We start from the raw sequence: 22083 nt of genomic DNA, 5'->3' as shown, positions 1-22083 counted from the left end.
GGGGTAGATTTCATGTTCGATACCGGTGTGGTGTCCGCAGCCTATCTCTCGGCTGCGGTCCTTTTCATTCTGTCGCTGGGCGGCCTTTCCAATCAGGAAAGCGCCAAGCGCGCCGTATGGTACGGCATTGCCGGCATGGCTTTGGCCGTGCTGGCCACACTCTTTGGCCCTGGGGCGGCCAATTTGCCGATCGTGGCCGGCACCTTCGCCGTCGCAGCCGTTATCGGCTGGATCGTGGCGATGCGGGTCCAGATGACCGAAATGCCCCAGCTCGTCGCGGCGCTGCACAGCTTCGTCGGGCTTGCGGCCGTCTTCATCGGCTTCAACGCACATTTCGAACTGGAAACGGTGAACACGCTCGATCCGGCCGCGCGTGCAGCGCTCACCGGCTTTGCCGGCCTGCTCGCACATAAAACGCCGGTGGAAATCAACATCCTCAAGGTCGAGGAGTTTCTCGGCATCTTCATCGGTGCGGTCACCTTCACCGGATCGATCGTCGCGTTCGGCAAACTCGCGGGCAAGCTGGACGGCAAGGCGAAGAAGCTACCCGGCGGCCATGTCCTCAACGCCACGGCGCTGCTGGCGTCGCTCGTGCTGCTGGTGATGTATGTCGGCAATATCGGCGTGGAAGGCCGCGAACTGACGGTTCTGCTCGCCATGGCGGCGCTGGCGCTGTTCATCGGCTTCCACCTCGTCATGGGCATCGGCGGCGCGGACATGCCCGTGGTCGTCTCTATGCTCAACAGCTATTCGGGCTGGGCGGCGGCGGCGATCGGCTTCACCCTGGGCAACGACCTGCTGATCGTCACCGGCGCGCTGGTCGGCTCTTCGGGCGCGATCCTCAGCTACATCATGTGCAAGGCGATGAACCGCTCCTTCGTGTCGGTGATCCTGGGCGGCTTCGGCGGCACGACGGGACCAGCGGCGGAGATCGAGGGCGAGCAGGTCGCGATCGATGCCGACGGTGTCGCCTCAGCGCTCAACGAAGCGGACAGCATCATCATCGTGCCGGGCTATGGCATGGCGGTGGCGCAGGCGCAGCAGAGCGTGAGCGAACTCACTCGCAAGCTGCGGGCAGCCGGCAAGACCGTGCGTTTCGCCATCCACCCGGTCGCAGGCCGCCTGCCGGGGCATATGAACGTGCTGCTGGCCGAAGCCAAGGTGCCGTATGACATCGTGCTGGAAATGGACGAGATCAATGACGACTTCCCCTCGACCGACGTGGTGATCGTCATCGGATCGAACGACATCGTCAATCCGGCGGCGCAGGATGATCCCAACTCGCCGATCGCCGGGATGCCGGTGCTGGAAGTGTGGAAGGCCAAGCAGGTCTTCGTGTCGAAGCGCGGACAGGGCACCGGCTATTCCGGCATCGAAAACCCGCTTTTCTACAAGGACAATACCCGCATGTTCTACGGCGACGCAAAGGTCGCGGTGGACAGTTTGTTGGGGAAATTGAGCTGAACGCCAACGGCATGATGTAAAAGGAGTGCCAGCAGGAGGCCCATACCGCCTGCTGGCCAAGATTGCGCATACTGACGCCGGATTCATTGTGGCTTCAGTGGGTGTAATCCAATGCTCATGATCTGACCCAACCGAGCGGGCGGATTGATTTATCAGAGCGGATCGACATTCGGTTTAACCAGATCATCGCGGCTGTGGTTGCGATCTTATGATTCTATTCCCTTGCAAAGGCGAGTCCGGTTCCTGAAGTTGCACCGGCTACGCAAGCAGTGCCTTTGCCAATCATGCACTTGCGCGTTCGGGATCGTACCGGTGACGCTGGGCATCGTCGCTCTTCATGTTAGGGAAGGCGATGAGCAAACGATGGAAATGGATGGCAGCGGGCGCATGTGGAGTGGCGGCCCTCGCCAGTGCAGCTTGTTCGCCACTCCTGACATTCGACGCGCTGGTGCCCAAGGATAACGATGGTGTCAGGATCGCACGGGATATTCCCTACGATCGAGGCCCTCGACAAAAACTGGACATTTATGCGCCACGCTACAGGCGCGCCGACGCCAGACTTCCTGTCGTCCTGTTCTTCTACGGCGGTTCATGGGCCAGTGGCACAAAGGCGGGCTACGCCTTTGTGGGCCGCGCCCTGGCTGCGCAGGGTTTCCTGGTCGTCATTCCCGATTATCGAATCGGACCAGACAATCTTTATCCCGATTTTGTCGAGGACGGCGCAAGCGCAGTCCGATGGGTGATGGCGCATGGGCAGGATTATGGCGGCGCGCCGGATTCGATCATCCTGTGCGGCCATTCAGCGGGCGCTTATATCGCCGCCATGCTGGCGGTCGATGATCGATGGCTGGGCGCGGATCGGAGGGCGATCAAGGGACTGGCCGGGATCGCCGGCCCCTATGATTTCGCGCCGTTCGATGTCGCGGCGAGCAAGGCCGCGTTTGGCGCATGGCCAGACCCGACGGAGACGCAGCCTGTACGCTGGGCCGGCAAGGGCGATCCTCCGACCCTGTTGTTGGTCGGCGATGCAGACGAAACCGTGCGCCCACGCAACAGCGAAGCCCTGGCCGCGAAACTCGGCGCGGCAGGCGTTCCGGTTCGGATCAAGCATTATCCCGGCATAGGTCATATCGGCATGGTGACGGCGATCGCCCGGCCATTCCGCTATCGCGCGAGCGTCGTCGCGGACATCGCGCATTTCGTGAAGGATGTAACGCCTGCCCGCTGATAGGGTGCTTATGCTTTCCAGCTCGTGGGGAATAGCCGCTTCAACGCCTCAACCTTGGGCCGGTCATTCATGACGATATAAGGATAGGTCGGGTTGCGGGCCATGAAGTCCTGGTGATGGGCTTCGGCCGGGAAGAAGCGGAGATTGCCTTCGATCCGCGTCACGATCGGCCGGGCGTAGACATGGGCGGCCGACAATTGCGCGATATAGGCGCGGGCAACCTTCTCCTGTGCGGGCGAAGCGGGAAACAGGGCCGATCGATATTGGGTTCCCCGGTCTGGCCCCTGCCGGTTGAGCAGGGTCGGGTCCGCCACGACGGAAAAGTAAATCCGCAGCAGGTCCGCATAATTTACCTGCGTCGGATCGAACACGACCCTGACGGATTCGGCGTGGCCGGTGGTGCCGGTGGACACGCTTTCATAATCGGCGGTCGACGCGTCGCCCCCGGCATAGCCCGACGTCGCGCTGACGACGCCCTTCACATGCGAGAACACGCCCTCCACCCCCCAGAAGCAGCCGCCGGCAAAGGTCGCGGTTTCGCGATGTCCGGTCACCGGCTCGGTCGTCGCGGCAGCGGGTGCCAGAACAGCCCTCTCGGCGGCAGCACCTGGCTTGGTGAGGACGATCAGGCAAGAAGGACTGCGGCGGCCGGGAAGATGCGGGACATGGCAAGGCTCCGTCAAAGGATCATGACAGAGATACGAAGCAAATCGACATACGGTTACGACCCTGTCCATTTTTTTTGAAACCATTCGGCCCGGTCCCACGAATATGGGATATGACACAAACAGAACCCCAATCCTCGCGCCGCTCCTTCCTGGCCTTCGCCGGCACCGCCGCCATCGGCGCGCTGGCCTGGCAGTGGATGAGTGGGCATGGCGCGGCAGCGATCGCCGCCGCCCCCGCTCCATTCAAGCTCAGCGAGGCCGAATGACGCAAGCGCCTCTCACCACAGGCCTATGCGGTGCTGCGGCAGGCTTCGACCGAATATCCCTTTACCAGCCCTCTCAACAAGGAGCATCGCAAGGGTCGGTTCCTTTGCGCGGGCTGCGCCCTGCCGCTCTATGCATCGACCACGAAATTCGACAGCGGCACCGGCTGGCCCAGTTTCTACGATCATCTTCCGCGCGCCATCGGCACCAGCGTCGATCGGTCTCTGGGTGGCGCGCGAACCGAAGTCCATTGCGCGCGATGCGCCGGCCATCTGGGTCATGTCTTCGATGACGGCCCACGCCCGACGGGGTTGCGCTATTGCATGAACGGTGTGGCAATGCGGTTCGCGCCGGCCTAACGGATATCGGCGATCAGTCCGTCGCCGATCCATTGGCCGAGCAGGGCGCCGGCGGTTGCCACCCCCGCTTCCTCGCCCAGCCGATCGATCAGCGACGCACATAATGTGCTGAAGCGGGCACCTGCAACGGCTTCGGCCAACATGTCGGCCTCGACCGTCTCGATCGTGCGGAAACAGGGCGTGAAATCCTGCCGCCACACCAGCATCGCGCTCGACCGCGAGAGCATGGCGGCCGCTGGCGGTTGCTCTTGCGCTGCCAGCGCCGACCATATCGCGCCAGCATTGGTGATCGTGTGTCCGGTCCTGAGCGTCGGGACGAACATCAACGACGCATCATCCCAATCCACCCCCGCCAGTCGTTCTGCGCTGACCGGATCGGCATCGCATCCCTCAAACGCCCTGGCCAGCGCATGGTCCAGCCAGGCCAGTTCTACGATTTCGGGATCATTGGGATAGAGGCGCGCCAGCGTCCGGTCAAACCCGTCGCCATAGACGCCGAGCGTCCAGCCATGGGGCAGGCTATTGTCGATATGCGCGCGCGCTACGGCCATGAATGCGTCCTCACCCAGCCAGAGCGCCGTCTTTTCGAACATCTCGCGCAGGCAGTCGGCCAATCGCACCCGATAGCCATTATGATAGACGTCCAGCCCTGCTTGCGCCGCGCCGTCGACCCAAGCCGTCATAGATCCCGGCCGGTCGGTCAGCCATCCGGCGAAGGCGCGCTGCATCGCGGCCAGGCTCATGCCGCCTGCCTCCTGTCCACAGGCGCGATCGCACGGGCCATGTCCAGTTCGGTTAGCAGGTCCGCGAGCGGGGGAATGTCGTCGTCCCGTTCGATCATGGTCGCGACCGGCCCAGTCCGGCGGCACGCTTCGGCATAGAGCGACCAGACCGGTGGCGGCACGGGCTGGTCATGCGTGTCGATCAGCCGGTCGCGACCCTCGCTGTGCCCCGCCAAATGGATCTGGCGCACGCGGTCGGCCGGCACGCCGGCTAGATAGGCCATGGGATCGAAGCCGTGATTGACCGCGCTGACATAGATATTGTTCACGTCCAGCAGCAGGCCGCAGCCGGTGCGTGCGCACATCGCGTCCAGAAACTGCCATTCGGTCATGCTGTCGGCGGTGAATTGCAGATAAGTGGATGGATTTTCGATCAGCATCGGCCGTTCCAGCATGTCTTGGGCATGGAGGATATTGGTGCAGACCAGATCCAGCGCTTCGTCGGTGTAGGGGAGCGGCAGCAGGTCGTGCGCGTTGAAACCCTCTATTCGGGTCCAGCACAGATGATCGGACACGAACAGCGGATCGAGATGGTCGACCAGTGTTTTCAAGCGAACCAGATAAGCGCGATCCAGCCCGTCGGCCGATCCGATCGACATCGACACGCCATGCAAGGCCACCGGATGCCGTTCGCGGATCTGATCGAGGATATGGCGGGGACGCCCGCCATCGACCATGAAATTTTCGGATATGACCTCCACGAAATCGACCGGCACCGCGCTCGTCAGGAAATCCTGATAGTGCGGCGTGCGCAGGCCCAGGCCGAAGCCGGCAAAGGGGGCGATGGGAGTGGCGGTCATCGAAACGCTCCGGAAAAGGAGAGGCCCGGCCGGGGGAAGCCGGGCCTCGGTAGCGCGCAGGCCATGATGGGGCGAGCGCGAAGGCCGATATTATTGCGCCGCAGGCGCGGTCAGGCTGCCGCCGGCGGCGGTGCATTTTTCAGCCGACATTTCCTTGAAACCCTGACCCTTGCAGCTGTTCATGCCCTTGCAGTCGTTCTTGGCGGTCTTGCAGTCGGACGTGCCCTTGCAGCTATTGACGCCATAGCAATGGGCGGTCTTGGCATCATGGGCCGCAAAGGCAGGCGCGGAGGCCGAAACGCCGGCGATGGCGAGCAGCGCGGCGGTGGTGGCGATGCTGACGCCGGTCTTGATGCTGGTCATGAGATAGTCTCCGAAGAAATTGCCGGGATGGCATAGGTTCTTCGGCGCGAGCCGCGCGATGGTTACACCCGCTCTACCAGCGCAGGAAACGCGGTCCGGCCAACGCGCCGCCCAGCGTCGCCAGCGCCATGCCCAGCGTATACCAGGTAAGGACGAAGGTGGCGGACACCTCCGGACAATGCAGCCCATAAAGCGTTGCCGCACAGGCGCCCGACGCCAGACCCCCCATTGCCCCCGTCAGGCGCAACCGGGTCGGGGCGAGGCGACGAAAGGCCCAGAGCAGGCCAACGAACAGCGGCACGGACAAGCCTGCCACCAGCATCGAGCATTTCGTCCAGCTATGGCCCAGCCACAGGGCGAGCCAGCCCTCGACCGGGGTTCGGATCAACTCGCTTGCGGCGGCAGCCATCAGAAGCAGCAATGGCAGGGCCAGAAGCCAGAGCCCGCGCGCGCGCCTAGCATCCGGCCGGGCCAAGTAGATCGTTGCGCCGATCGCGCCGATCCCCAGCGATAGGGTATAGGCCCATTTCATCCAGAAAGGGAAAGCCTGTATCGCGGCGCCCAGATCGGGCCGGAATCCCAGCGTCGCGGCCATCGCCGCCAGCGTGACAATCGCGCCGCCGGCCAGGCCGATCCCGACCCTGTGTTCCACCGCATGGCGCGGGACCGGGCGTGCATCGCCTGCCAGGGCGCGAATAAGGTCGTCGGTCTGCATCAGCCGTCTCCCCTCAACCGCGCGGCGAGCGCTTTCAAGCCCCGATGGACCGAAACTTTGACGTCCGCGTCGCTGAGTCCAGCGGATTGGGCGGCCTCCGCAATGCTCAGTCCATCAACCTTGGTGTCGCGGATCGCCTTGGCCTGCTTGGGCGACAGCCCGCCGAGCAACCGGTCGATATCCATGCGGGCAGCGCAGGCGTCCTCGAACCCTTCTGCAACCAATATCTCTTCCAGCCCTTCTATCTGCACCATGTGCCGGTTCCGCCGGAACTGGTCGATCATCTTGTAGCGCGCCACGGCATAAGCCCAGGCAACGAAAGGCCGCGTCCTGTCATAGGTGCCGCGACGGGTGTGAATGGCCATCAATGTTTCCTGTACCAGATCCTCGACATCGTCGGCCGCACCGCGCAAGCGGCGTCCGAAAAAGGATCGCAGCAACGGGACGAGTGCGCCGAGCAAGGCGGTATAGGCATCGACGTCTCCATCGAGACCGCCGATCATCCATATCCTGAGCTGTTCTTCGCTCGCCCGCATACGCACTCCCGAACAGTCATTCGGAGCCAGCGACCCCAAGGTTACAGCGATGCGACAGAAAAATGCTGCGCTCCCATTTCCAGCGCCATGTGTAACGCCTTTGCGTTCCGTCGCGAAGAAGCTTCCGTAACCCGGCCCGCTTGGCCTCCCAGGGTTGCCGTGCGACGGGGCCGTCCACAACGGCTCCGTCGCATGTCAGGCCATCACGCTTTTCAACGGAGAAATATCATGTCGTCCACCCCAGCCCTATTGGCCGCAGCCCTCGCCATCGCGATCACGACCGGCGCGGCCCATGCTGCCGCGCCGGCCAAGCCGATGGAAAAATGCTATGGCGTGGCCCAGGCGGGCAAGAATGACTGCAAGGCCGGCACCGGCACCAGTTGCGCCGGGACGTCGCGGATCGCCTATCAGGGCGACGCCTGGAAGCTGGTGAAGGCCGGCACCTGCACCAGCATCAAGACGCCCAAGGGCTTCGGATCGCTGACGCCCAAGGCTTGACCCTTGCTGATTCTGCGGAGAAGAGCGATGACATCCTTTGCGCGCTATTATGCTGAAGGCTGCGGTCGGCTGACCCGGCTGGTCCCTGAAAGCCTGCTGCTGCTGATCGCGCGTCTGGGCATCGCCGCCACCTTCTTCCTGTCGGGTCGAACCAAGGTGGAGGGCCTGCTGACCATCGCGCCCTCCACCTATGAACTGTTCCGGACCGAATATGCCTTGCCATTCGTGCCGCCGGAGATTGCGGCGCACGCCGCTACCTATTCGGAGCATCTTTTCCCGATCCTGCTGCTACTCGGACTGTTTACGCGACCGGCTGCTGCTGCCTTGCTGGGCATGACCCTGGTGATAGAGATATTTGTCTATCCCGACGCCTGGCCGACCCATCTTATCTGGGCTGGCTTGCTGCTCCTTCTGCTCGCCCGTGGCGGGGGTGACCGGTCCATCGATCGCTGGCTCGGCCTCGAACGCCTTGGCGGAGATTGTGAGGTTCAAGGCGTGAACCGACACTGATCGGCCGTTCATCGATATATTTCGGCGTTGCCGGAGCGGGCTTGCCATCATCGTGACGAGCTGGCGTTTTTGCTCGCCCGCCAACGGTCTTGCTGCAATATCCGATCCGCGACAGGACGATGCGTCAGACTTTCGCTGTAAAGCTGCACCTATTCCTTCGTGACGAGCAGGCCAAAGCCCTTGCCATGAGCTTATCTCCCCTCTCCTTTCATCGGCAGCTCGCAACGCCACGCCACCGTAAGTGTCTTCATCCTGCATCGCATATTCACGCCTCCCACCCCGGCGCACCATGTTTCAGCGCATCGGCACGATCGGCAATTCGAACGAGCCAACCGGCAAGGGCGCTTCGTCATAGAGGTTCACGACCGGCGCCCCGGCCCAGGCATAGCGCACCCGCACCGCAGGCTGGCCATCCCCGGTCAGGATCACGCGCCCGCCCTCGATCCTGCCGCCCACGAAGCGGCAACTGCCCACCGCCTCGCCGCATAGTTCGAAGCCGATCGCCTGCGCCGCGCTGCGCGCGTGCAGCCCGCCGGTCAGGCCGGTAAAATCGATCGCCGCACCGCCATCGGCCGTGGCGATCGCTCGCGACGCCTGCGGCCCGGTGCGCGATAGCGCCTCGCCATAGGCAACCGCCCGCATCGCCCGCGCCAGCCGACGGCCGACCTCCTGCTTTTCACCCGGATGAATATCGAACGGATCGCCCAGGTCGATCGCGGTGGCCAGGCCGCCATGATCGTCCCGCGCCATCGCCTGATATTGCACGTGCCGCATTGCCGCCCAGCCATTCTCCGCAGGCTTGGTAGCCGGGTCGCCATAGCCGGCCAGTTGCACCGCGACGAAGGCCAGGTCGGGCGCCCCGAACTGCCGACGCCAATCGGCCATCATTGCTTTCATTCGATCGGCATAGCCGGGCAGGTCGACATCCGATTCACCCTGATACCAGGCGACCCCTTTCAAACCAATCGCCCCCAGCGGCGCGATCATCCCATTATACAGCGTGCCCGTGCCGGTCGTGTCACCCCAAGGCACGCGCGGCGCGCCCGGCGGTGATTGCTTCGCTACCGCATAGTGCCACCCGTCGCCCAGCGACATGTCCCCTGCCGGCCCCAGCGACATGTCCCCTGCCGGCCCCAGCGACAGTTTCATGACTTCAGCCGGACCGGACAGGCCGCCATTGGCATAGTTGTCGAGCACATTGACGATGATCACATTGCGCCCCGGCTGCAACACCCCCGGCGGCACGTCGAAGCTGCTCGGCTGCCAACTGCGCGCGCTCATGCCGACCGGCTTGCCGTTGATCCATACCCGGCCAACATCGTCCAGCAGCCCCAGCGACAGCGTGCCGCTAGCATTAGCCTGCGCCACCGTCAGGTCGATTTCGCGCCGATACCATATCATGCCGTTGAAATCAGCCAGCGCAGACACACCCCATTCTTCCCACGGCCCGATACGCGGCACATCGCTCCAGACCACGCTACTATCGGCCTGCCACGGCTCCTTGCCCGCGGTATCGCCTGTTGCCTTGCGCCACCATTTTTCCCATTCCGCGCTTGCCGCTCGTTCCGCCGCAACGGGATCGCGCCCATGCAGCGACACCAAAGCGGACTGCGCGCCCTGCCCGATCGCCGCCTGCGCCCGCGCGCCCATCCACGGGTTTATGCGCGATCCGCCCCAACTGCTGGCAATCGCACCGATCGGCACCTTCGCCGTCTTGCGCAACGCGCGCGCCATATAGAAACAGGCGGCGGAAAAATCGGCGACGCTGTCCGGACTGGCCGGTCGCCAGAACACCGCCTGCTGAAAATCACGCAACGGATCGTCCGCCACGGCGCGCGGCACCAGCATCAGGCGCAACTGATCGTCGGCGGAGGTCCGAAGCTGCGTCATCGCATCCTGCGCGCTGCGCACTTCCAGCTCCATGTTCGACTGGCCCGAACAAAGGAACACGTCACCCACCGCCACGTCCTGCGCCACGACGCTGCCCGACGCCGCACGCGCTTCCAGTCGTATCCGCCCTGTGCTATTCGTTGCCGCGAACCGCGCTTCAAATCGACCATCCGTGCCGACCCGTACTTCACGCGTTTCGACTCCGAATGTTACCGCAATCATTTCTTGTGGCGCACCACGCCCGGTCACTATGACAGGATGATCGCGCTGGATCACCGCATGGTCGCTGAACATCGGATCGAATTGCGGCGCCGCCCACGCGGTCAGCGCTATAAGCGCCATACCGCCCAAAAATAGAGCCGATAAGCGTTTTACATGATTGCGCGAAAACATGGCCGTCCGCTCCTCGCCTCATGGATCGGCCTGTGCCGGACCGTTACCGTAGGGATAACCGATTTCCCCTGCGTAACAATGATTTTGTTATCGCTATCTATGATCGACCAAGCGGCCGAGCGTTAAACCGCGCACAATTGTCTACCTCGCTGTCGCAAAGTCGAGGTGCCGATCGAAAAACGGCAGCACCTGATCCTGAAACCGCCACGCGACCCGGCTGGTATGGTCGCCCTGATATATCTCGAAACTGTTGCCAACACCGTTGCGGTCCAGAACATCATGCAGCGACTGCGCATCCGCCTTCAGCCCGTCCCTGTCACCGACATCGATCGCGATCGCCGCATAGCGGCGCAGGTCGCCAATATACTGATCTACGAAAGCCAGCGGCGCGTTAGCGGCCCATTTGGCCAGAATATCGGGCCGCGCCTTCCCGTCTCTGACCGGTAAGTCCAGATAGAGGGGCGGGTTCTTCGGATTGGGCGACCATGCCGCAGCCGTCGCGAGTTGCGCTCGCAGGATGAAGGGCAATCTGGCCGCATCAGCCGGTGTCCTGACCGCATCCAGCGCCGCGATGGACGCCGCATCCATCGGCCCGGCGTCTCGCGCCGACAGGCAACAGGGACTCATCATATAGAGCGCGCCGAACATGTCGGCATGTTTCATCCCGATCCGGCTGGTGCCATATCCGCCCATACTATGCCCGACCAACCCCCGGCTCTCCCGCCGAGCGATAGTCCGGTAATGGCCGTCGACATAGGCGATCAGGTCGCGCGCGATGAAGGTTTCGAAGTCGCCTGTCGTCACCGACCGCGCATACATAGACCCATTATGCACGGTCTTGGAGTCGGGCAACACCAGGATCATCTCCTTCGCACCCTTGGCGAAGGCATTTTGCGTTGTCGCCAACAGATGGATTTCCCGGCTCCACTGTTCCGCACCGATCGAGTAGCCATGCAGCGCATAAACGACTGGATAACGCCGCCCCCGATCCTTGCCATAGCTGGGCGGCAGCACGACCAGCACGTCGCGATCCGTCGCCTCGCCTTCCAGATTGCCTTCGATCGTCGGTGCATGGACCTTGATCCGTTCGATCGTCACCGCCTTTGCGCCAGCGACCGCCACCGGGCCGTCCGTTGCCATTTGCGCCGATACAGGCATCGTGCCGGCAGCAAAGATCGCCGTCAGAACCGCCGTGACCCGCATTGTCCGTTTCATGCCAAACTTTCCTCCCAGCAATACAATATTCTTTTTTAAAGCCGCTTAGCTGCCCCGCAGCATCCGCATCACCAACGTCCGGATGCGGCCATAATTCCCTTGGGCCAACGGCCCCAACACCCCATGTTTCTCCTCGGGGAGATGCGCCAGCGGATGCCCATCGACACGAAATACATAATGATCGAAATAGGCGCGCCACGCTGCCCGTTCGGACGCTGGCCGTTCGGCAATGGCGATCATCGCGAGGAGCAAGGCCGCATAGGGCGAATCAGGCCCGGCCGAAAAACCGTCCCACCAATAGTTTACGAGGATGTTGATGGAATCGAGCGCCTCGACCTGATGCCACCATAGCTTGGGTAGGTAAAGGGCATCGCCAGGGTACAATTCCACGTCGATGGCTTTCGCACGCGCCGCCGCGAACCGCGGATAGGCGTCCGTGTCCTCCGCGACCCCTGCAACCATGGACACAGGCTGCCCCGACAGCGTGTGATCGATCGGTCCGATATACAGGTCGCCGATCGCTTCGGGCGGATAGAGCGTAAAGCGGCGGCGGCCCGCTACGACACAAGCCAGATTATCATAGCTGTCATAGTGGCATGCGACCGTAGATCGGTTTCCAACCCACAGCCGCGGGCGAACATGCCCGTCCAACAGCATGCTCGGGTTATCGACCGCAAAGCCGGGGAAATGCGCCTCCGTCGGTAGCGATCCCATATAGCCTGTTTCGCGCTCGCCAAGAGCGTTGGCGCTGATCCGAGCCAACGCATCGCGAACAGCTATCACTTCCCGCAAGAAATTGAAGCCGCTTATGCCTGCGCCATAATGATAGCGCCCCGCAAGCGAGGCGGGCGCGGAAAAATATTCGGCCGTTAGCCCAGCATCATATTGCGCCAGATAAGCCATCGCCGCATCCGTCCCGCGCGCCGCCGCCGCGACCGCAGGCCAGTGGCTGCAATGCTTGCGAATCACGACCGGCCGGCACGACGAAGCCAGCGCGCGCAGGGCGTCGGCATCGCCAACATCCGCCGCATTGCGCTCGTCCAAGCTCGAGGCCGCGTTGCCCCCGCTCACAGCATCGACGCAAGCCGCTCGTTGCGCCGCCTGGCCATCAGCGCAATATGCTGGAGCGACGTGATCATGGCATAAGCCCATTGCATATGCCCCGCCCGGAAAAGATCGAGTATCGCTGCATCTTCCAGATCGCTCAGGGCATCGAGACTGATGGTGTACAGACCTTCCAGACGCAGTGTTTCACCGTCATCGAACGAGAGCGAGACGTCGATCGGCTCCACCAGCCGATAGGATAACAACTTTGCGATAAAGACGTCCGTCGCTTCCTGGCCGGCCATCAACCGCCCCAACGCCGACTGGGCGGCCTTTAGGGGCGCAGTCGGACACCCCTCGCCGTCGAATAGAGACTCGCCTTCACCCGCGCCGAAGCGATCATGCGCGCGATCCAGCGCGATATTGTCCTCAACTGCGAAAAACCCCTCCCTCGCGGCTTCCAGCGAACAAAAAGCCAGTCGGCCATCGGGCGAGTCGATCAGGCACTCACCGTGCTTGAACCCCAGCAACGCGCCAACATAGAAGGCCCCGGTATCCGACCTTTTCGACAGCAAGAGCGGACAGGCGACCGCCGCAGCAGGAAACTCGCTGAGCACCACGCGAACGAACGGTGCAAGAACCTCGTCAGCAGGGCGCAGCCTCACTGTGGCATGTGTGTCACTATCTACCAGTTCCAGCGTTTCCATATCCTCTCCTCCTCATTATCCCGGCCTATGATCACCAAGAAAAATCGCCGATTTATAACGTAGCTGCGCGCTTTAGCTTGATGTGGCAATTACACATACAATTTCTCTTGATCGCCTGTTTAGATAGCGCTAACATTTCTTATAGAAAAAAAGAAGACCGGTTGGGGATGTCGAAATTTGCCAGACAGGCAAAGGCCAACGCTCCTCTGGATCGATAAAAATGATCGCCGTGGCAATCGTGCCTCGGTGTTCAGGCGAGACAATGTCTGAACTTGGGGAGGATCATGAAGTATAATTTCCATAAAATTCGCGCGACGCATCGCCGAGTTACGCTTGCGTCCACTGCCAGCTTACTGGCCGTGGCGATTGCAGTTCCGGCCATCGGCCAGGAAAACGCACAGGTCGCAATTACATCGCCAACCAGCGAATCCGATATCGTGGTCACCGGGATTCGCGGGTCACTGCAACGGAATCTCGATATCAAGCGGTCTTCGGCGGGCGTCGTGGACGTCATTTCGGCGGAAGATATCGGCAAGTTCCCGGATTCGAACGTTGCAGCCTCGTTGCAGCGCCTGCCGGGTGTGTCGATCAATCGGTCGGGATCGCGTGGCGAACCGGACGGCATCACCGTTCGCGGTTTTGGCGGTGATTTCAACGAAACGCTGATCGACGGCCGCCGCATCTCGACCGCAACGGGTGGTCGTTCGGTCGATTTCTCTTCGGTTGGCGCCGATTTCGTCGGCCAACTTTCAGTTCTGAAGACACCGGATGTTTCTCTGTCCAGCAGTTCGATCGGCGCGACCGTCAACATCTCCTATCCCAAGCCGTTCGATAGCCCCGGCACTCGCGTCGCCTTGAGCGCTTCGGGTTCGGTGCAGGACGATGCCGGAAAGATAGTGCCGACGATCGGCGCTTTGTTCAGCAAAACCTTTGCCGACGATACGATCGGCATTCTGGTCGACGGCATCTATACCCGCCGAGATACGCAGGTGAACCGCGTCTATGTGTCGGGCTGGCAGGGCGGCCTGTTCGCGCCGTGCCAATTGGCCGGCAGCAACGCTGCAACGTGCAACCCCTCCGACGCCGCCACCGCGTCGGCAAGCGATCGGAAGAGCGTCGTTGGCTGGTATGGCCAGCAATATGGTGCCGACCAGCGCTATACCAAGGACGAACGCATCGATGGCCGCATCGCGCTACAATGGGCGCCGTCCGATGACATCGTCCTGACGCTGGACGACAACTATTCGCGGCAGAAGATCGTCACCGACATTTCCGGCTTCGGCGTCTGGTTCAATCAGGGTTCGATGCGCAATGTCGAGCAGGATGAAAACGGCACGACGATCGACTTCGTGCAGCAGGGTTCGCCGACCGACTTCACCGCCGGAACCGATACCCGCGTGCTGGAGACCAATCAGGTCGGCCTGAACCTGAAATGGGACGCTACCCCCAATCTGAAGATTGAAGCCGACGCCAGCTATTCGAAGAGCCGTCAGAATCCGGGCGGTGAAATCAGCAGCGAAAATGGCGATATCGGCTATGGCGGCCTGCTCGGAACCGCAAACGGCATCCGCGTTACCGGCAACAGCAGCAGCGCGTTCCCGGAACTGACCGCTTACGGTCCCAATGGCGATGCCTCGCGCTGGATCGACACGAGCATCATCGGATCGCACGTCACCGTGCGCCAGCAGCAACTCAATAGCGATGAGATCAAGCAGTTCCGTCTTGGTGCCACATGGGAACAGGATAATCTTACCATCAAATTTGGTGGTCGCTATATGGAGGACGAATTCAAGCTCCAGAACAGCAGCACCTTCACCAACAATTTCTGGCAGGCCTATGCCGGCTATGGTGGTCCGTCCGGTCAGGGCAGCGGGGTGCTGATCCCGTCCAGCCTTCTTCAGGGTACGATCGGCACTAACAATTTCATTCCTGGTTTTTCCGGCATGTTGCCACCGGGCCTGCTGAAATTTGATGCTAGGGAATATCAGCGTTATCTGGAAGGCTTGGGCAATCCCCAAGCGCAGAATATTCCCGGTTACAATTATGGCTGCTGTGGCACCGCCTATACGGGTATGTTCGACCTGCTGCTCGACCCTGGCAGCGTTCAGAATGTGCGTGAGAAAACCTGGTCGGCCTATGTCCGGGTGAATTTCGAAGCGGATGTGGCCGGTATGCCGTTCCACTTCAATGCCGGCGCGCGCGAAGAAATCACGAAGCTGGTGTCGGCGGGCATCGGACGTTTGCCGATCTCCATTACCGGCAGCACGGCTGATCCAACGCTGCTGACGGTCGGCTTCGGCGAATCGCAGCCGATTTCGACCAAGAGCAGCTATTCCTACTTCCTGCCCAGCCTCGACATGAAGCTGGAACTGACGGATACGCTGCACCTGCGCTTCGATGCGTCGCGCACGCTCACGCGCCCTGCATTGAACACGCTGACGCCGGTTCTCAACGTGGGTGTCGGCCAGCGCGTCGGCGCACTGACGGCGACCGGCGGCAATCCTAATCTCAAGCCCTATCTCGCCGACAATTTCGATCTGGCGGCGGAATGGTATTATCAACGCAACTCCTACGCGTCCGTCAACTTCTTCATCAAGAGCGTATCGAACTTCGTCGTGGCTGGCACACAGCGGCAGACCATCAACGGCGTGGTCGATCCCACGACCGGCGCGCCTGCCGTCTTCACCGTGTCGCAACGGGTCAACGGACCCTCAGCGACGATCAAGGGCGTCGAACTGGCCTGGCAGCATGTCTTCGGCGACACGGGCTTTGGCTTCAACGCCAACGCCACTTTCGTCAAGACGAACAAGCCCTATGACGAAGACAATCTGTCGCAGAGCGGCTTCGCCGTCACAGGCCTTGCCAATTCCGCAAATCTGGTCGCCTTCTATGACAAGAACGGCTTCCAGTTCCGCACTGCGGTCAACTGGCGTGACAAATATCTGCGTGAATTTGGCCAAGCACAGAATAACTCGGCCTTTGGCGCGGAACCGACCTTCGTCAATTCCAGCCTCCAGGTCGATCTGAGCACCAGCTATCAGATCAACGAGCGGATTAGCGTCTTTGGTGAAGCGCTGAACATCACCAACGAAACGATCAGCACCCATGGGCGCTTTTCGAATCAGTTGCTCGATGTGTACGCCTATGGCCGTCGCTTCACCGCGGGCGCGCGCTACCGCTTCTAACCCTGTCTCGCCTTGGAGGGGATGTCGGTTGACATCCCCTCCACTTTTAGGGGTAATTTCCGCATGGTCAGTCCCGTCCGCAACATCATCATCGTCGGCGGCGGGACGGCCGGCTGGCTGACCGCGGGCATTATCGCCGCACGTCACAAAAGCCGCATCGGCCATGACTTCACGGTCACGCTGGTCGAATCCCCCAACGTCCCGATCATCGGCGTGGGCGAAGGCACCTGGCCCACATTGCGCACGACCCTGTCGCGCATGGGCGTATCCGAAACTGATTTCTTCCGCGAATGCGATGCCTCGTTCAAGCAGGGCGCACGTTTCGCCCGCTGGACCACCGGCGCACCGGACGACGGCTATTATCATCCGTTGATGCTGCCCCAGAATTTCGGGCAGGTGAACCTCGCCCCGCATTGGCTGGCGAACGAAGGCGACGAAAGTTTCTGCGACAGCGTCTGTGCGCAGGGCCGCATCTGCGACGATGGCCTCGCGCCCAAGACGATCGCGACCGCCGAATATGATGCGCTCGCCAACTATGCCTATCATCTCGATGCAGGCAAATTCGCGCCCTTCCTGCAACGCCATTGCTGCGAAAAGCTGGGCGTGCGCCATGTCCTGGCCGATGTCGAAGCGGTACTGATGCGCGACAATGGCGACATCCGCGCCATCCGCACCGCACAGGCGGGCGAGATCGAAGGCGATCTGTTCGTCGACTGCACCGGCTTCAAGGCGCTGCTGATCGAAGGCGCGATGCAGGTGCCGTTCAAGGACTGCAACGACGTTCTGTTCTGCGACACGGCGCTGGCGATGCAAATACCCTATGAGCGGCCGGACAGCCCGATCGCCTCCCACACCATCTCCACCGCCCAGAGCGCAGGCTGGATCTGGGACATCGGCATCCAGACGCGCCGGGGCATCGGCCATGTCTATTCCAGCAACCATATTTCGGACGAAGCGGCCGAACGCGAGTTGCGCGCCTATATCGGCCCCGCCGCCGACGGCCTGAACGCGCGTAAGATCGCGATCCGGTCTGGGCATCGCGAAACATTCTGGAAGGGCAATTGCGTCGCGGTGGGCCTGGCTGCCGGGTTCCTGGAACCGCTCGAAGCCTCCGCCATCGTCCTGGTCGAATTGTCGGCCAAGATCATCGCCGAACAAATGCCGCCCTGCCGCGAAGTGATGGATATTGTCGCTGCGCGCTTCAACGCGACGACCCAGTATCGCTGGGGCCGGATCATCGATTTCCTCAAGCTCCATTATGTGCTGACCCAGCGCACCGACAGCGATTTCTGGCGCGACAATGTGCGGGAGGAAACGATCCCGGATCGGCTCAAGGATCTGTTACTGCTCTGGCGCTACCAGTCGCCCGGCTTCCTGGACGAATTCGATCGTGTCGAGGAAGTCTTCCCAGCGGCCAGCTACCAATATGTCCTCTACGGCATGGGCTTCAAGACGCAGGTGGATGCGCCCGACCTGGCGCGCGACACGCACCTCGCCAGCCGCGCGCGACGGGAGAACGCCGCCATGACGGCAAAGCTGCGGGCGGGCCTGCCGCGCCATCGCGACCTTATTGAAAAGATCGTGGCGCACGGGTTGCAGCCGGTCTGACCGGCTACAACCCGCCCGGCCTTACGGCCTACTTAGCCGGTTGGCCGCATTGGCGAGTTCGATCCAGGCTGCGCCTTCGGGAATGACATATTCATTCTCGCCCCAGAAAAACGGCCAGTCCTCGTGGTTTTCCGGGAAGTCCGGCTTCACCACCAGCACGCCTGGCACCACCCCGCCCGCGATGAAGGAAAAGTCGGCGCGGTTGTTGCCATAGGCGACCTCCTTCGACACCGTACCGACGCCCGACACGAAGCTGATGTCCGACCCCGGATGATGCCCGGTCAGGAAGGCGACGCCTCGCAAGGTCGCGTCCGGCCCGACGATCTCCGGGAAGGCGCGGTGCAGCGCTTCACCTGTCAGCGCATAACCCAGCACCGTGCCGGACCCGGCCCAGCCGCCGGTCGTGATCGGCACGCCGAACGGATTGGCCTTCGCCAGCGCTTCGCTTTCAGCCTGCCAGCGCCGCACCGCAGGGATCATCGCCTCGCGATAGGCGGCGGGCATGAACGGGGTCGCGGCCACCGCCGTCTGCGCGTTGAAGCCGAAGCCCTTCTCCACCTTGGGCCACAGTGCCATCACCGCCTTGGCATAGACCGGCTTGCGGGTCGTGCGCAGCAATTCCACTGCCGCGCCGAACATTTCCGCCTCCAGCGGTCCGCCGGTCGTATTGCCATGGCGGAACGTGTCGGGCGCATGCCCCTGCTCCGCCTGCCACACCCGCTCCGCCGTCTTCAGCGCACGCCCGGCCAGCGCATCATCCTGCCCCCTGAGCACCCGCGCCGCCGCCGCCAGCCCGGCGATCGAACCATAGTTGAGCGCCGACGCCTTGCTGGTGAAGGCCCAGCGATCGTCCGGCGTGCCGCTCCGCCCGTCCTTCACCTCGCCGGGTTTCAGCGCCGGATCATAGGGCAGGCCATCGGTCTTGTTCACCGCATCGCCCAAATGGGTATATTGCGCCACGTCCGGTTCCACGATGCCATGGATCGCATGGCCTACCGCATCGAACTGCGCCAGCAATTGCAGCGTGCCATGCGCCACCTGCTGCACCATATCCGGCTTGCCGTCCGGCACATGCATCTCGACATGCCGCCGCGCCTGGTCGACGCTCACCGTGTCGCGGGTCAGGCCGTAGCGCTCCTGCGCGTCGGCGAGCGAGCGGATCACCTGATATTGCGACTGGGTGCGAATGTCGAAATCGCCCGCATCATACCAGCCGCCGACATTCAGCCCCGGAATATGCTCGCCCGGCTGAAAGCGCGTGTCGGTGGTCGGTCCCTGCCGGTACAGGTCGATATGTTCATGGTTCACCGGCGCCTGCCGCGCGTCGTCGCGATGGGAATCCCCATGCCAGCTGCGATAGGCTTCGTTGACCGAAACATGGTCCATGGCGACAGGGAAATAGACATCATTGGTGGGGTGCCACGCATCGGCATAGACGTCTGCCGCGATGCGAAAAGGCGCTGTTTTCACGTCGCCATAATCCAGCCGATACAGGCCCGGCTCGCGCACGGCGCTGAAATCCATCTGGAGATAATGGTAGCGCAGATAATCGCCCCACGCCCGGACGGCCGCCGTGGGCACAGCGGTTTCCGTCCCGTCCGCGCCGATGCGCATCAGCCGCAGGGGCGGCCTGCGCTCGTCGTTGCGATCCAGCTCGACCGTCGCGACCTTCGGCCCGCCGGGGGCATAGCCCAGTTGCGAGTGGGCAATCACCGGCGTGCGCAACCATGTCGCGCCGCCCTGCGGCGTGACCGTCCATTGCAGCACCGTGCCGGTCTTGCCTGCGGGCAGCATGGACCGCAGCACGAACCAGCCATTTTGCGCCTGATTGCGACCATCATAGAGCGCGATCGACGCATCCCCGGCAATGGTGATCCGGCGCGCAGGATCGTCGGGCGCCAGCACGAACCGCCGCCCGCTCGCGATCGGCATCGGCTCGGCGCCCGGCCCCTCGCTCCGCCCGCTCGCCGCGTTGCGTTCCGCCGTCAACGTCATCGCGTCGGCGGGATAGAGCGGAAAGATGCCCGCACGGTCGTCCGCCATATAGGCGTGATGGAAATAGGCGGACGGCAGAAACTCCAGGTTGAAGCCCGCCTTGCCCGCCAGCGCCTGTGGCACCGGCTTGTCCAGGATCACGCTCAGCCGCGCACCGCTGCCGTCCCGCTCCACCCGCACGACATATTGCCAGTCATATTCGGCATAACGCAGCGTCGTTTCCACAACCCCGGCGGCAGCATCGACCCGGCGGCTGACGAGCGCGGCGGCGGGATCCCATTGCCCCGGTGTCGCGGCCAGCCGCACGTCGCCATTGGTGGCGCTGCGCACGCCGCGCTGGATGATCTCTATCCCGCCGATCTTGGCGTCCGCGAACAAGCCGTCATACCAGTTGGAAAAGGCGAGGATGTTGACGGCCGGACCTTCGAAATAGCCCTTGTCATTCAGGCGCAACCCGCCATCATCCTGCGCTATCGCCACCCCGCTGGCGCTGGCCAGCAGCATGGCGATGCAGATTGCGGACGTCAGCCTTGCGCGCATGGGAAATCCCCTCCGTGTTTGCGCTACCAAATACTAAAAGGCGCGCATTTGTTGCATTGGTAACATGCAATCAAATCATGGCACAAGCTGCAAGACAGCGATTGCGTTGCCATCATGATAGCGCTATCTCTATTCGCCATAAAAACATTGTCGCATAACGAGAGAGGATAGACATGCCCATGTCATTGCGCACACTGACGGCCCTGCCGCTGACCATGGCGCTGCTCGCCACAGCCGCCTGCCAAAAGCAGGAACAGCCGGACAACAAGGCCCAGCCTGCCAAGGAAAGCCGCCGCGACGCGTCGGAATATCTGTCGCAACCGCTGGTCAAGGACATCTACACCGCCGACCCTTCAGCCCATGTGTGGAACGGCAAGATCTACGTCTATCCCAGCCATGATATCGACGGTCCGACAGCCGAAGACGATCTCGGCTCCCATTTCGAAATGCGCGACTATCACTTTCTGTCGATGGACAAGATCGGCGGCCCGGTCACGGTCGGCCCCGTCGCGCTAGACGTCAAGGATGTACCCTGGGCGGACAAGCAGATGTGGGCGCCCGACGCCGCTTACAAGAACGGCACCTATTTCCTCTACTTCCCGGCCAAGGACAAGGAAGGCGCGTTCCGCATCGGCGTCGCCACGTCGAAAGACCCTATGGGGCCGTTCAAGGCGCAGCCGCAACCGATCAAGGGCAGCTATTCGATCGATCCCGCCGTCTTCACCGACGACGATGGTGCCAGCTATATGTATTTCGGCGGCATCTGGGGTGGGCAGTTGCAGCGCAATGTCGATGGCAAATATGACGCCAACGGGTCAAAAACGGATCTGGGCCAGGACGAAAAGCCGGCCCTTGCTCCGCGCGTCGCGAAGATGACCGGCGACATGCTGGAATTTACCGAAACGCCTCGCGCGGTCCAGATACTCGATGACAAGGGCAAGCCCCTGCTGGGCGGCGACCATGATCGCCGCTTCTTCGAAGCGTCGTGGATGCACAAATATAAGGGCAAATATTATTTCAGCTATTCGACCGGCGACACCCATTATCTCGCCTATGCGATAGGCGATTCTCCTTACGGCCCCTTCACTTACAAGGGTCGGATCATGGAGCCGGTGGAAGGATGGACGACCCATCATTCGATCGTCGAATGGAACGGGAAATGGTGGCTGTTTTACGCCGACACGCAACTGTCCGGCCAGACCCGGCTGCGCAACGTCAAGGTCACCGAGCTGAAATATAATCCCGATGGCACGATCCAAACCATCAACCCCTTCGTCGCGAAAGCGGCGGCGGGCGCCGCTTCGCGCTGAGCGCCCCGG

Annotated in this window: 18 protein-coding genes and 1 pseudogene; 8 read left to right on the top strand and 11 right to left on the bottom strand. The window is 62.3% G+C overall.

Features of this window, described 5'->3' with window-relative positions; genetic code table 11:
- Nucleotides 1-12: 12 nt before the first annotated feature.
- Nucleotides 13-1464 (top strand): NAD(P)(+) transhydrogenase (Re/Si-specific) subunit beta, encoded by a 1452-nt coding sequence (locus ABT375_RS18980; protein ID WP_224546756.1) that lies wholly within the window; start codon nucleotides 13-15, stop codon nucleotides 1462-1464.
- A 337-nt stretch (nucleotides 1465-1801) separates the two neighbouring features.
- Nucleotides 1802-2692 (top strand): alpha/beta hydrolase, encoded by an 891-nt coding sequence (locus ABT375_RS18975; protein ID WP_416465471.1) that lies wholly within the window; start codon nucleotides 1802-1804, stop codon nucleotides 2690-2692.
- Between the two features lie 8 nt (nucleotides 2693-2700).
- Here the strand turns inward: ABT375_RS18975 and msrA are convergent, their stop codons facing one another.
- A complete protein-coding gene (gene msrA, locus ABT375_RS18970; RefSeq protein ID WP_416465870.1) occupies nucleotides 2701-3321 on the bottom strand; it encodes a peptide-methionine (S)-S-oxide reductase MsrA in 621 nt (206 codons plus the stop codon).
- Between the two features lie 149 nt (nucleotides 3322-3470).
- Here msrA and msrB point away from each other — a divergent pair.
- Nucleotides 3471-3983: pseudogene (gene msrB / locus ABT375_RS18965) on the top strand (peptide-methionine (R)-S-oxide reductase MsrB).
- Here the strand turns inward: msrB and ABT375_RS18960 are convergent.
- The 5 genes from ABT375_RS18960 to ABT375_RS18940 form a co-directional block, all read right to left on the bottom strand.
- Entirely contained in the window at nucleotides 3980-4726 is a 747-nt protein-coding gene (locus tag ABT375_RS18960) for a putative DNA-binding domain-containing protein (protein ID WP_416465469.1), read from the bottom strand. The pseudogene msrB and the gene ABT375_RS18960 overlap by 4 nt on opposite strands.
- Nucleotides 4723-5565, bottom strand: a complete 843-nt coding sequence (locus ABT375_RS18955; protein WP_416465468.1) for a DUF692 domain-containing protein — start codon at nucleotides 5563-5565, stop codon at nucleotides 4723-4725. Before ABT375_RS18955 ends, ABT375_RS18960 begins: the two co-directional genes overlap by 4 nt.
- 90 nt (nucleotides 5566-5655) lie before the next feature.
- A complete protein-coding gene (locus ABT375_RS18950; protein ID WP_261937115.1) occupies nucleotides 5656-5928 on the bottom strand; it encodes a hypothetical protein in 273 nt (90 codons plus the stop codon).
- A 73-nt stretch (nucleotides 5929-6001) separates the two neighbouring features.
- Entirely contained in the window at nucleotides 6002-6643 is a 642-nt protein-coding gene (locus ABT375_RS18945; RefSeq protein ID WP_416465466.1) for a DUF1109 domain-containing protein, read from the bottom strand.
- The gene (locus ABT375_RS18940) at nucleotides 6643-7179 is read right to left on the bottom strand and encodes a sigma-70 family RNA polymerase sigma factor (RefSeq protein ID WP_416465464.1); all 537 of its coding nucleotides are present in this window, start codon (nucleotides 7177-7179) and stop codon (nucleotides 6643-6645) included. The genes ABT375_RS18945 and ABT375_RS18940 overlap by 1 nt, the downstream gene beginning before the upstream one ends.
- 228 nt (nucleotides 7180-7407) lie before the next feature.
- Between ABT375_RS18940 and ABT375_RS18935 the strand changes: the two genes are divergently transcribed.
- The gene (locus ABT375_RS18935) at nucleotides 7408-7677 is read left to right on the top strand and encodes a DUF2282 domain-containing protein (RefSeq protein WP_416465462.1); all 270 of its coding nucleotides are present in this window, start codon (nucleotides 7408-7410) and stop codon (nucleotides 7675-7677) included.
- Nucleotides 7678-7704: 27 nt separating this feature from the next.
- On the top strand, nucleotides 7705-8187 hold the full coding sequence (locus ABT375_RS18930) for a DoxX family protein (RefSeq protein ID WP_416465460.1): 483 nt from the start codon (nucleotides 7705-7707) through the stop codon (nucleotides 8185-8187).
- Between the two features lie 294 nt (nucleotides 8188-8481).
- On the opposite strand, the gene ABT375_RS18925 is transcribed toward ABT375_RS18930, so the two are convergent.
- From ABT375_RS18925 to ABT375_RS18910, 4 genes are all read right to left on the bottom strand, one after another.
- Nucleotides 8482-10470: a sialate O-acetylesterase gene (locus ABT375_RS18925; protein ID WP_416465458.1), complete on the bottom strand. Its 1989-nt coding sequence runs from the start codon at nucleotides 10468-10470 to the stop codon at nucleotides 8482-8484.
- Between the two features lie 141 nt (nucleotides 10471-10611).
- Nucleotides 10612-11685 (bottom strand): alpha/beta hydrolase, encoded by a 1074-nt coding sequence (locus tag ABT375_RS18920; RefSeq protein WP_416465456.1) that lies wholly within the window; start codon nucleotides 11683-11685, stop codon nucleotides 10612-10614.
- A gap of 45 nt (nucleotides 11686-11730) precedes the next feature.
- Nucleotides 11731-12729, bottom strand: a complete 999-nt coding sequence (locus ABT375_RS18915; protein WP_416465454.1) for a cupin-like domain-containing protein — start codon at nucleotides 12727-12729, stop codon at nucleotides 11731-11733.
- 23 nt (nucleotides 12730-12752) lie between these two features.
- The gene (locus ABT375_RS18910) at nucleotides 12753-13436 is read right to left on the bottom strand and encodes a SapC family protein (protein ID WP_416465452.1); all 684 of its coding nucleotides are present in this window, start codon (nucleotides 13434-13436) and stop codon (nucleotides 12753-12755) included.
- A 284-nt stretch (nucleotides 13437-13720) separates the two neighbouring features.
- Here ABT375_RS18910 and ABT375_RS18905 point away from each other — a divergent pair, with 284 nt between their 5' ends.
- A complete protein-coding gene (locus tag ABT375_RS18905) occupies nucleotides 13721-16621 on the top strand; it encodes a TonB-dependent receptor (protein WP_416465450.1) in 2901 nt (966 codons plus the stop codon).
- 63 nt (nucleotides 16622-16684) lie between these two features.
- Nucleotides 16685-18229 (top strand): tryptophan halogenase family protein, encoded by a 1545-nt coding sequence (locus ABT375_RS18900; protein WP_416465448.1) that lies wholly within the window; start codon nucleotides 16685-16687, stop codon nucleotides 18227-18229.
- Nucleotides 18230-18250: 21 nt separating this feature from the next.
- On the opposite strand, the gene ABT375_RS18895 is transcribed toward ABT375_RS18900, so the two are convergent.
- Nucleotides 18251-20764, bottom strand: coding sequence for a glycoside hydrolase family 9 protein (locus ABT375_RS18895; protein ID WP_416465446.1), 2514 nt, complete (start codon nucleotides 20762-20764; stop codon nucleotides 18251-18253).
- 173 nt (nucleotides 20765-20937) lie between these two features.
- Between ABT375_RS18895 and ABT375_RS18890 the strand changes: the two genes are divergently transcribed.
- Nucleotides 20938-22074, top strand: a complete 1137-nt coding sequence (locus ABT375_RS18890; RefSeq protein ID WP_416465444.1) for a glycoside hydrolase family 43 protein — start codon at nucleotides 20938-20940, stop codon at nucleotides 22072-22074.
- Nucleotides 22075-22083 lie beyond the last annotated feature (9 nt).

The organism is Sphingomonas sp. VDB2 (genome assembly GCF_047946695.1).
GTDB lineage: Bacteria > Pseudomonadota > Alphaproteobacteria > Sphingomonadales > Sphingomonadaceae > Sphingobium > Sphingobium bisphenolicum.
This window is presented reverse-complemented; position numbering and strand designations above follow the sequence as displayed.

Bases quoted from the DNA above. Each gene is read 5' to 3' on its own strand.
- ABT375_RS18905 (WP_416465450.1), top strand. From the start codon at position 13,721: ATGAAGTATAATTTCCATAAAATTCGCGCGACGCATCGCCGAGTTACG.
- ABT375_RS18980 (WP_224546756.1), top strand. From the start codon at position 13: ATGTTCGATACCGGTGTGGTGTCCGCAGCCTATCTCTCGGCTGCGGTC.
- ABT375_RS18955 (WP_416465468.1), bottom strand. From the start codon at position 5,565: ATGACCGCCACTCCCATCGCCCCCTTTGCCGGCTTCGGCCTGGGCCTG.
- ABT375_RS18950 (WP_261937115.1), bottom strand. From the start codon at position 5,928: ATGACCAGCATCAAGACCGGCGTCAGCATCGCCACCACCGCCGCGCTG.
- ABT375_RS18925 (WP_416465458.1), bottom strand. From the start codon at position 10,470: ATGTTTTCGCGCAATCATGTAAAACGCTTATCGGCTCTATTTTTGGGC.
- ABT375_RS18940 (WP_416465464.1), bottom strand. From the start codon at position 7,179: ATGCGGGCGAGCGAAGAACAGCTCAGGATATGGATGATCGGCGGTCTC.
- ABT375_RS18920 (WP_416465456.1), bottom strand. From the start codon at position 11,685: ATGAAACGGACAATGCGGGTCACGGCGGTTCTGACGGCGATCTTTGCT.
- ABT375_RS18945 (WP_416465466.1), bottom strand. From the start codon at position 6,643: ATGCAGACCGACGACCTTATTCGCGCCCTGGCAGGCGATGCACGCCCG.
- ABT375_RS18960 (WP_416465469.1), bottom strand. From the start codon at position 4,726: ATGAGCCTGGCCGCGATGCAGCGCGCCTTCGCCGGATGGCTGACCGAC.
- ABT375_RS18935 (WP_416465462.1), top strand. From the start codon at position 7,408: ATGTCGTCCACCCCAGCCCTATTGGCCGCAGCCCTCGCCATCGCGATC.
- ABT375_RS18930 (WP_416465460.1), top strand. From the start codon at position 7,705: ATGACATCCTTTGCGCGCTATTATGCTGAAGGCTGCGGTCGGCTGACC.
- ABT375_RS18910 (WP_416465452.1), bottom strand. From the start codon at position 13,436: ATGGAAACGCTGGAACTGGTAGATAGTGACACACATGCCACAGTGAGG.
- ABT375_RS18895 (WP_416465446.1), bottom strand. From the start codon at position 20,764: ATGCGCGCAAGGCTGACGTCCGCAATCTGCATCGCCATGCTGCTGGCC.
- ABT375_RS18890 (WP_416465444.1), top strand. From the start codon at position 20,938: ATGCCCATGTCATTGCGCACACTGACGGCCCTGCCGCTGACCATGGCG.
- ABT375_RS18900 (WP_416465448.1), top strand. From the start codon at position 16,685: ATGGTCAGTCCCGTCCGCAACATCATCATCGTCGGCGGCGGGACGGCC.
- ABT375_RS18975 (WP_416465471.1), top strand. From the start codon at position 1,802: ATGTTAGGGAAGGCGATGAGCAAACGATGGAAATGGATGGCAGCGGGC.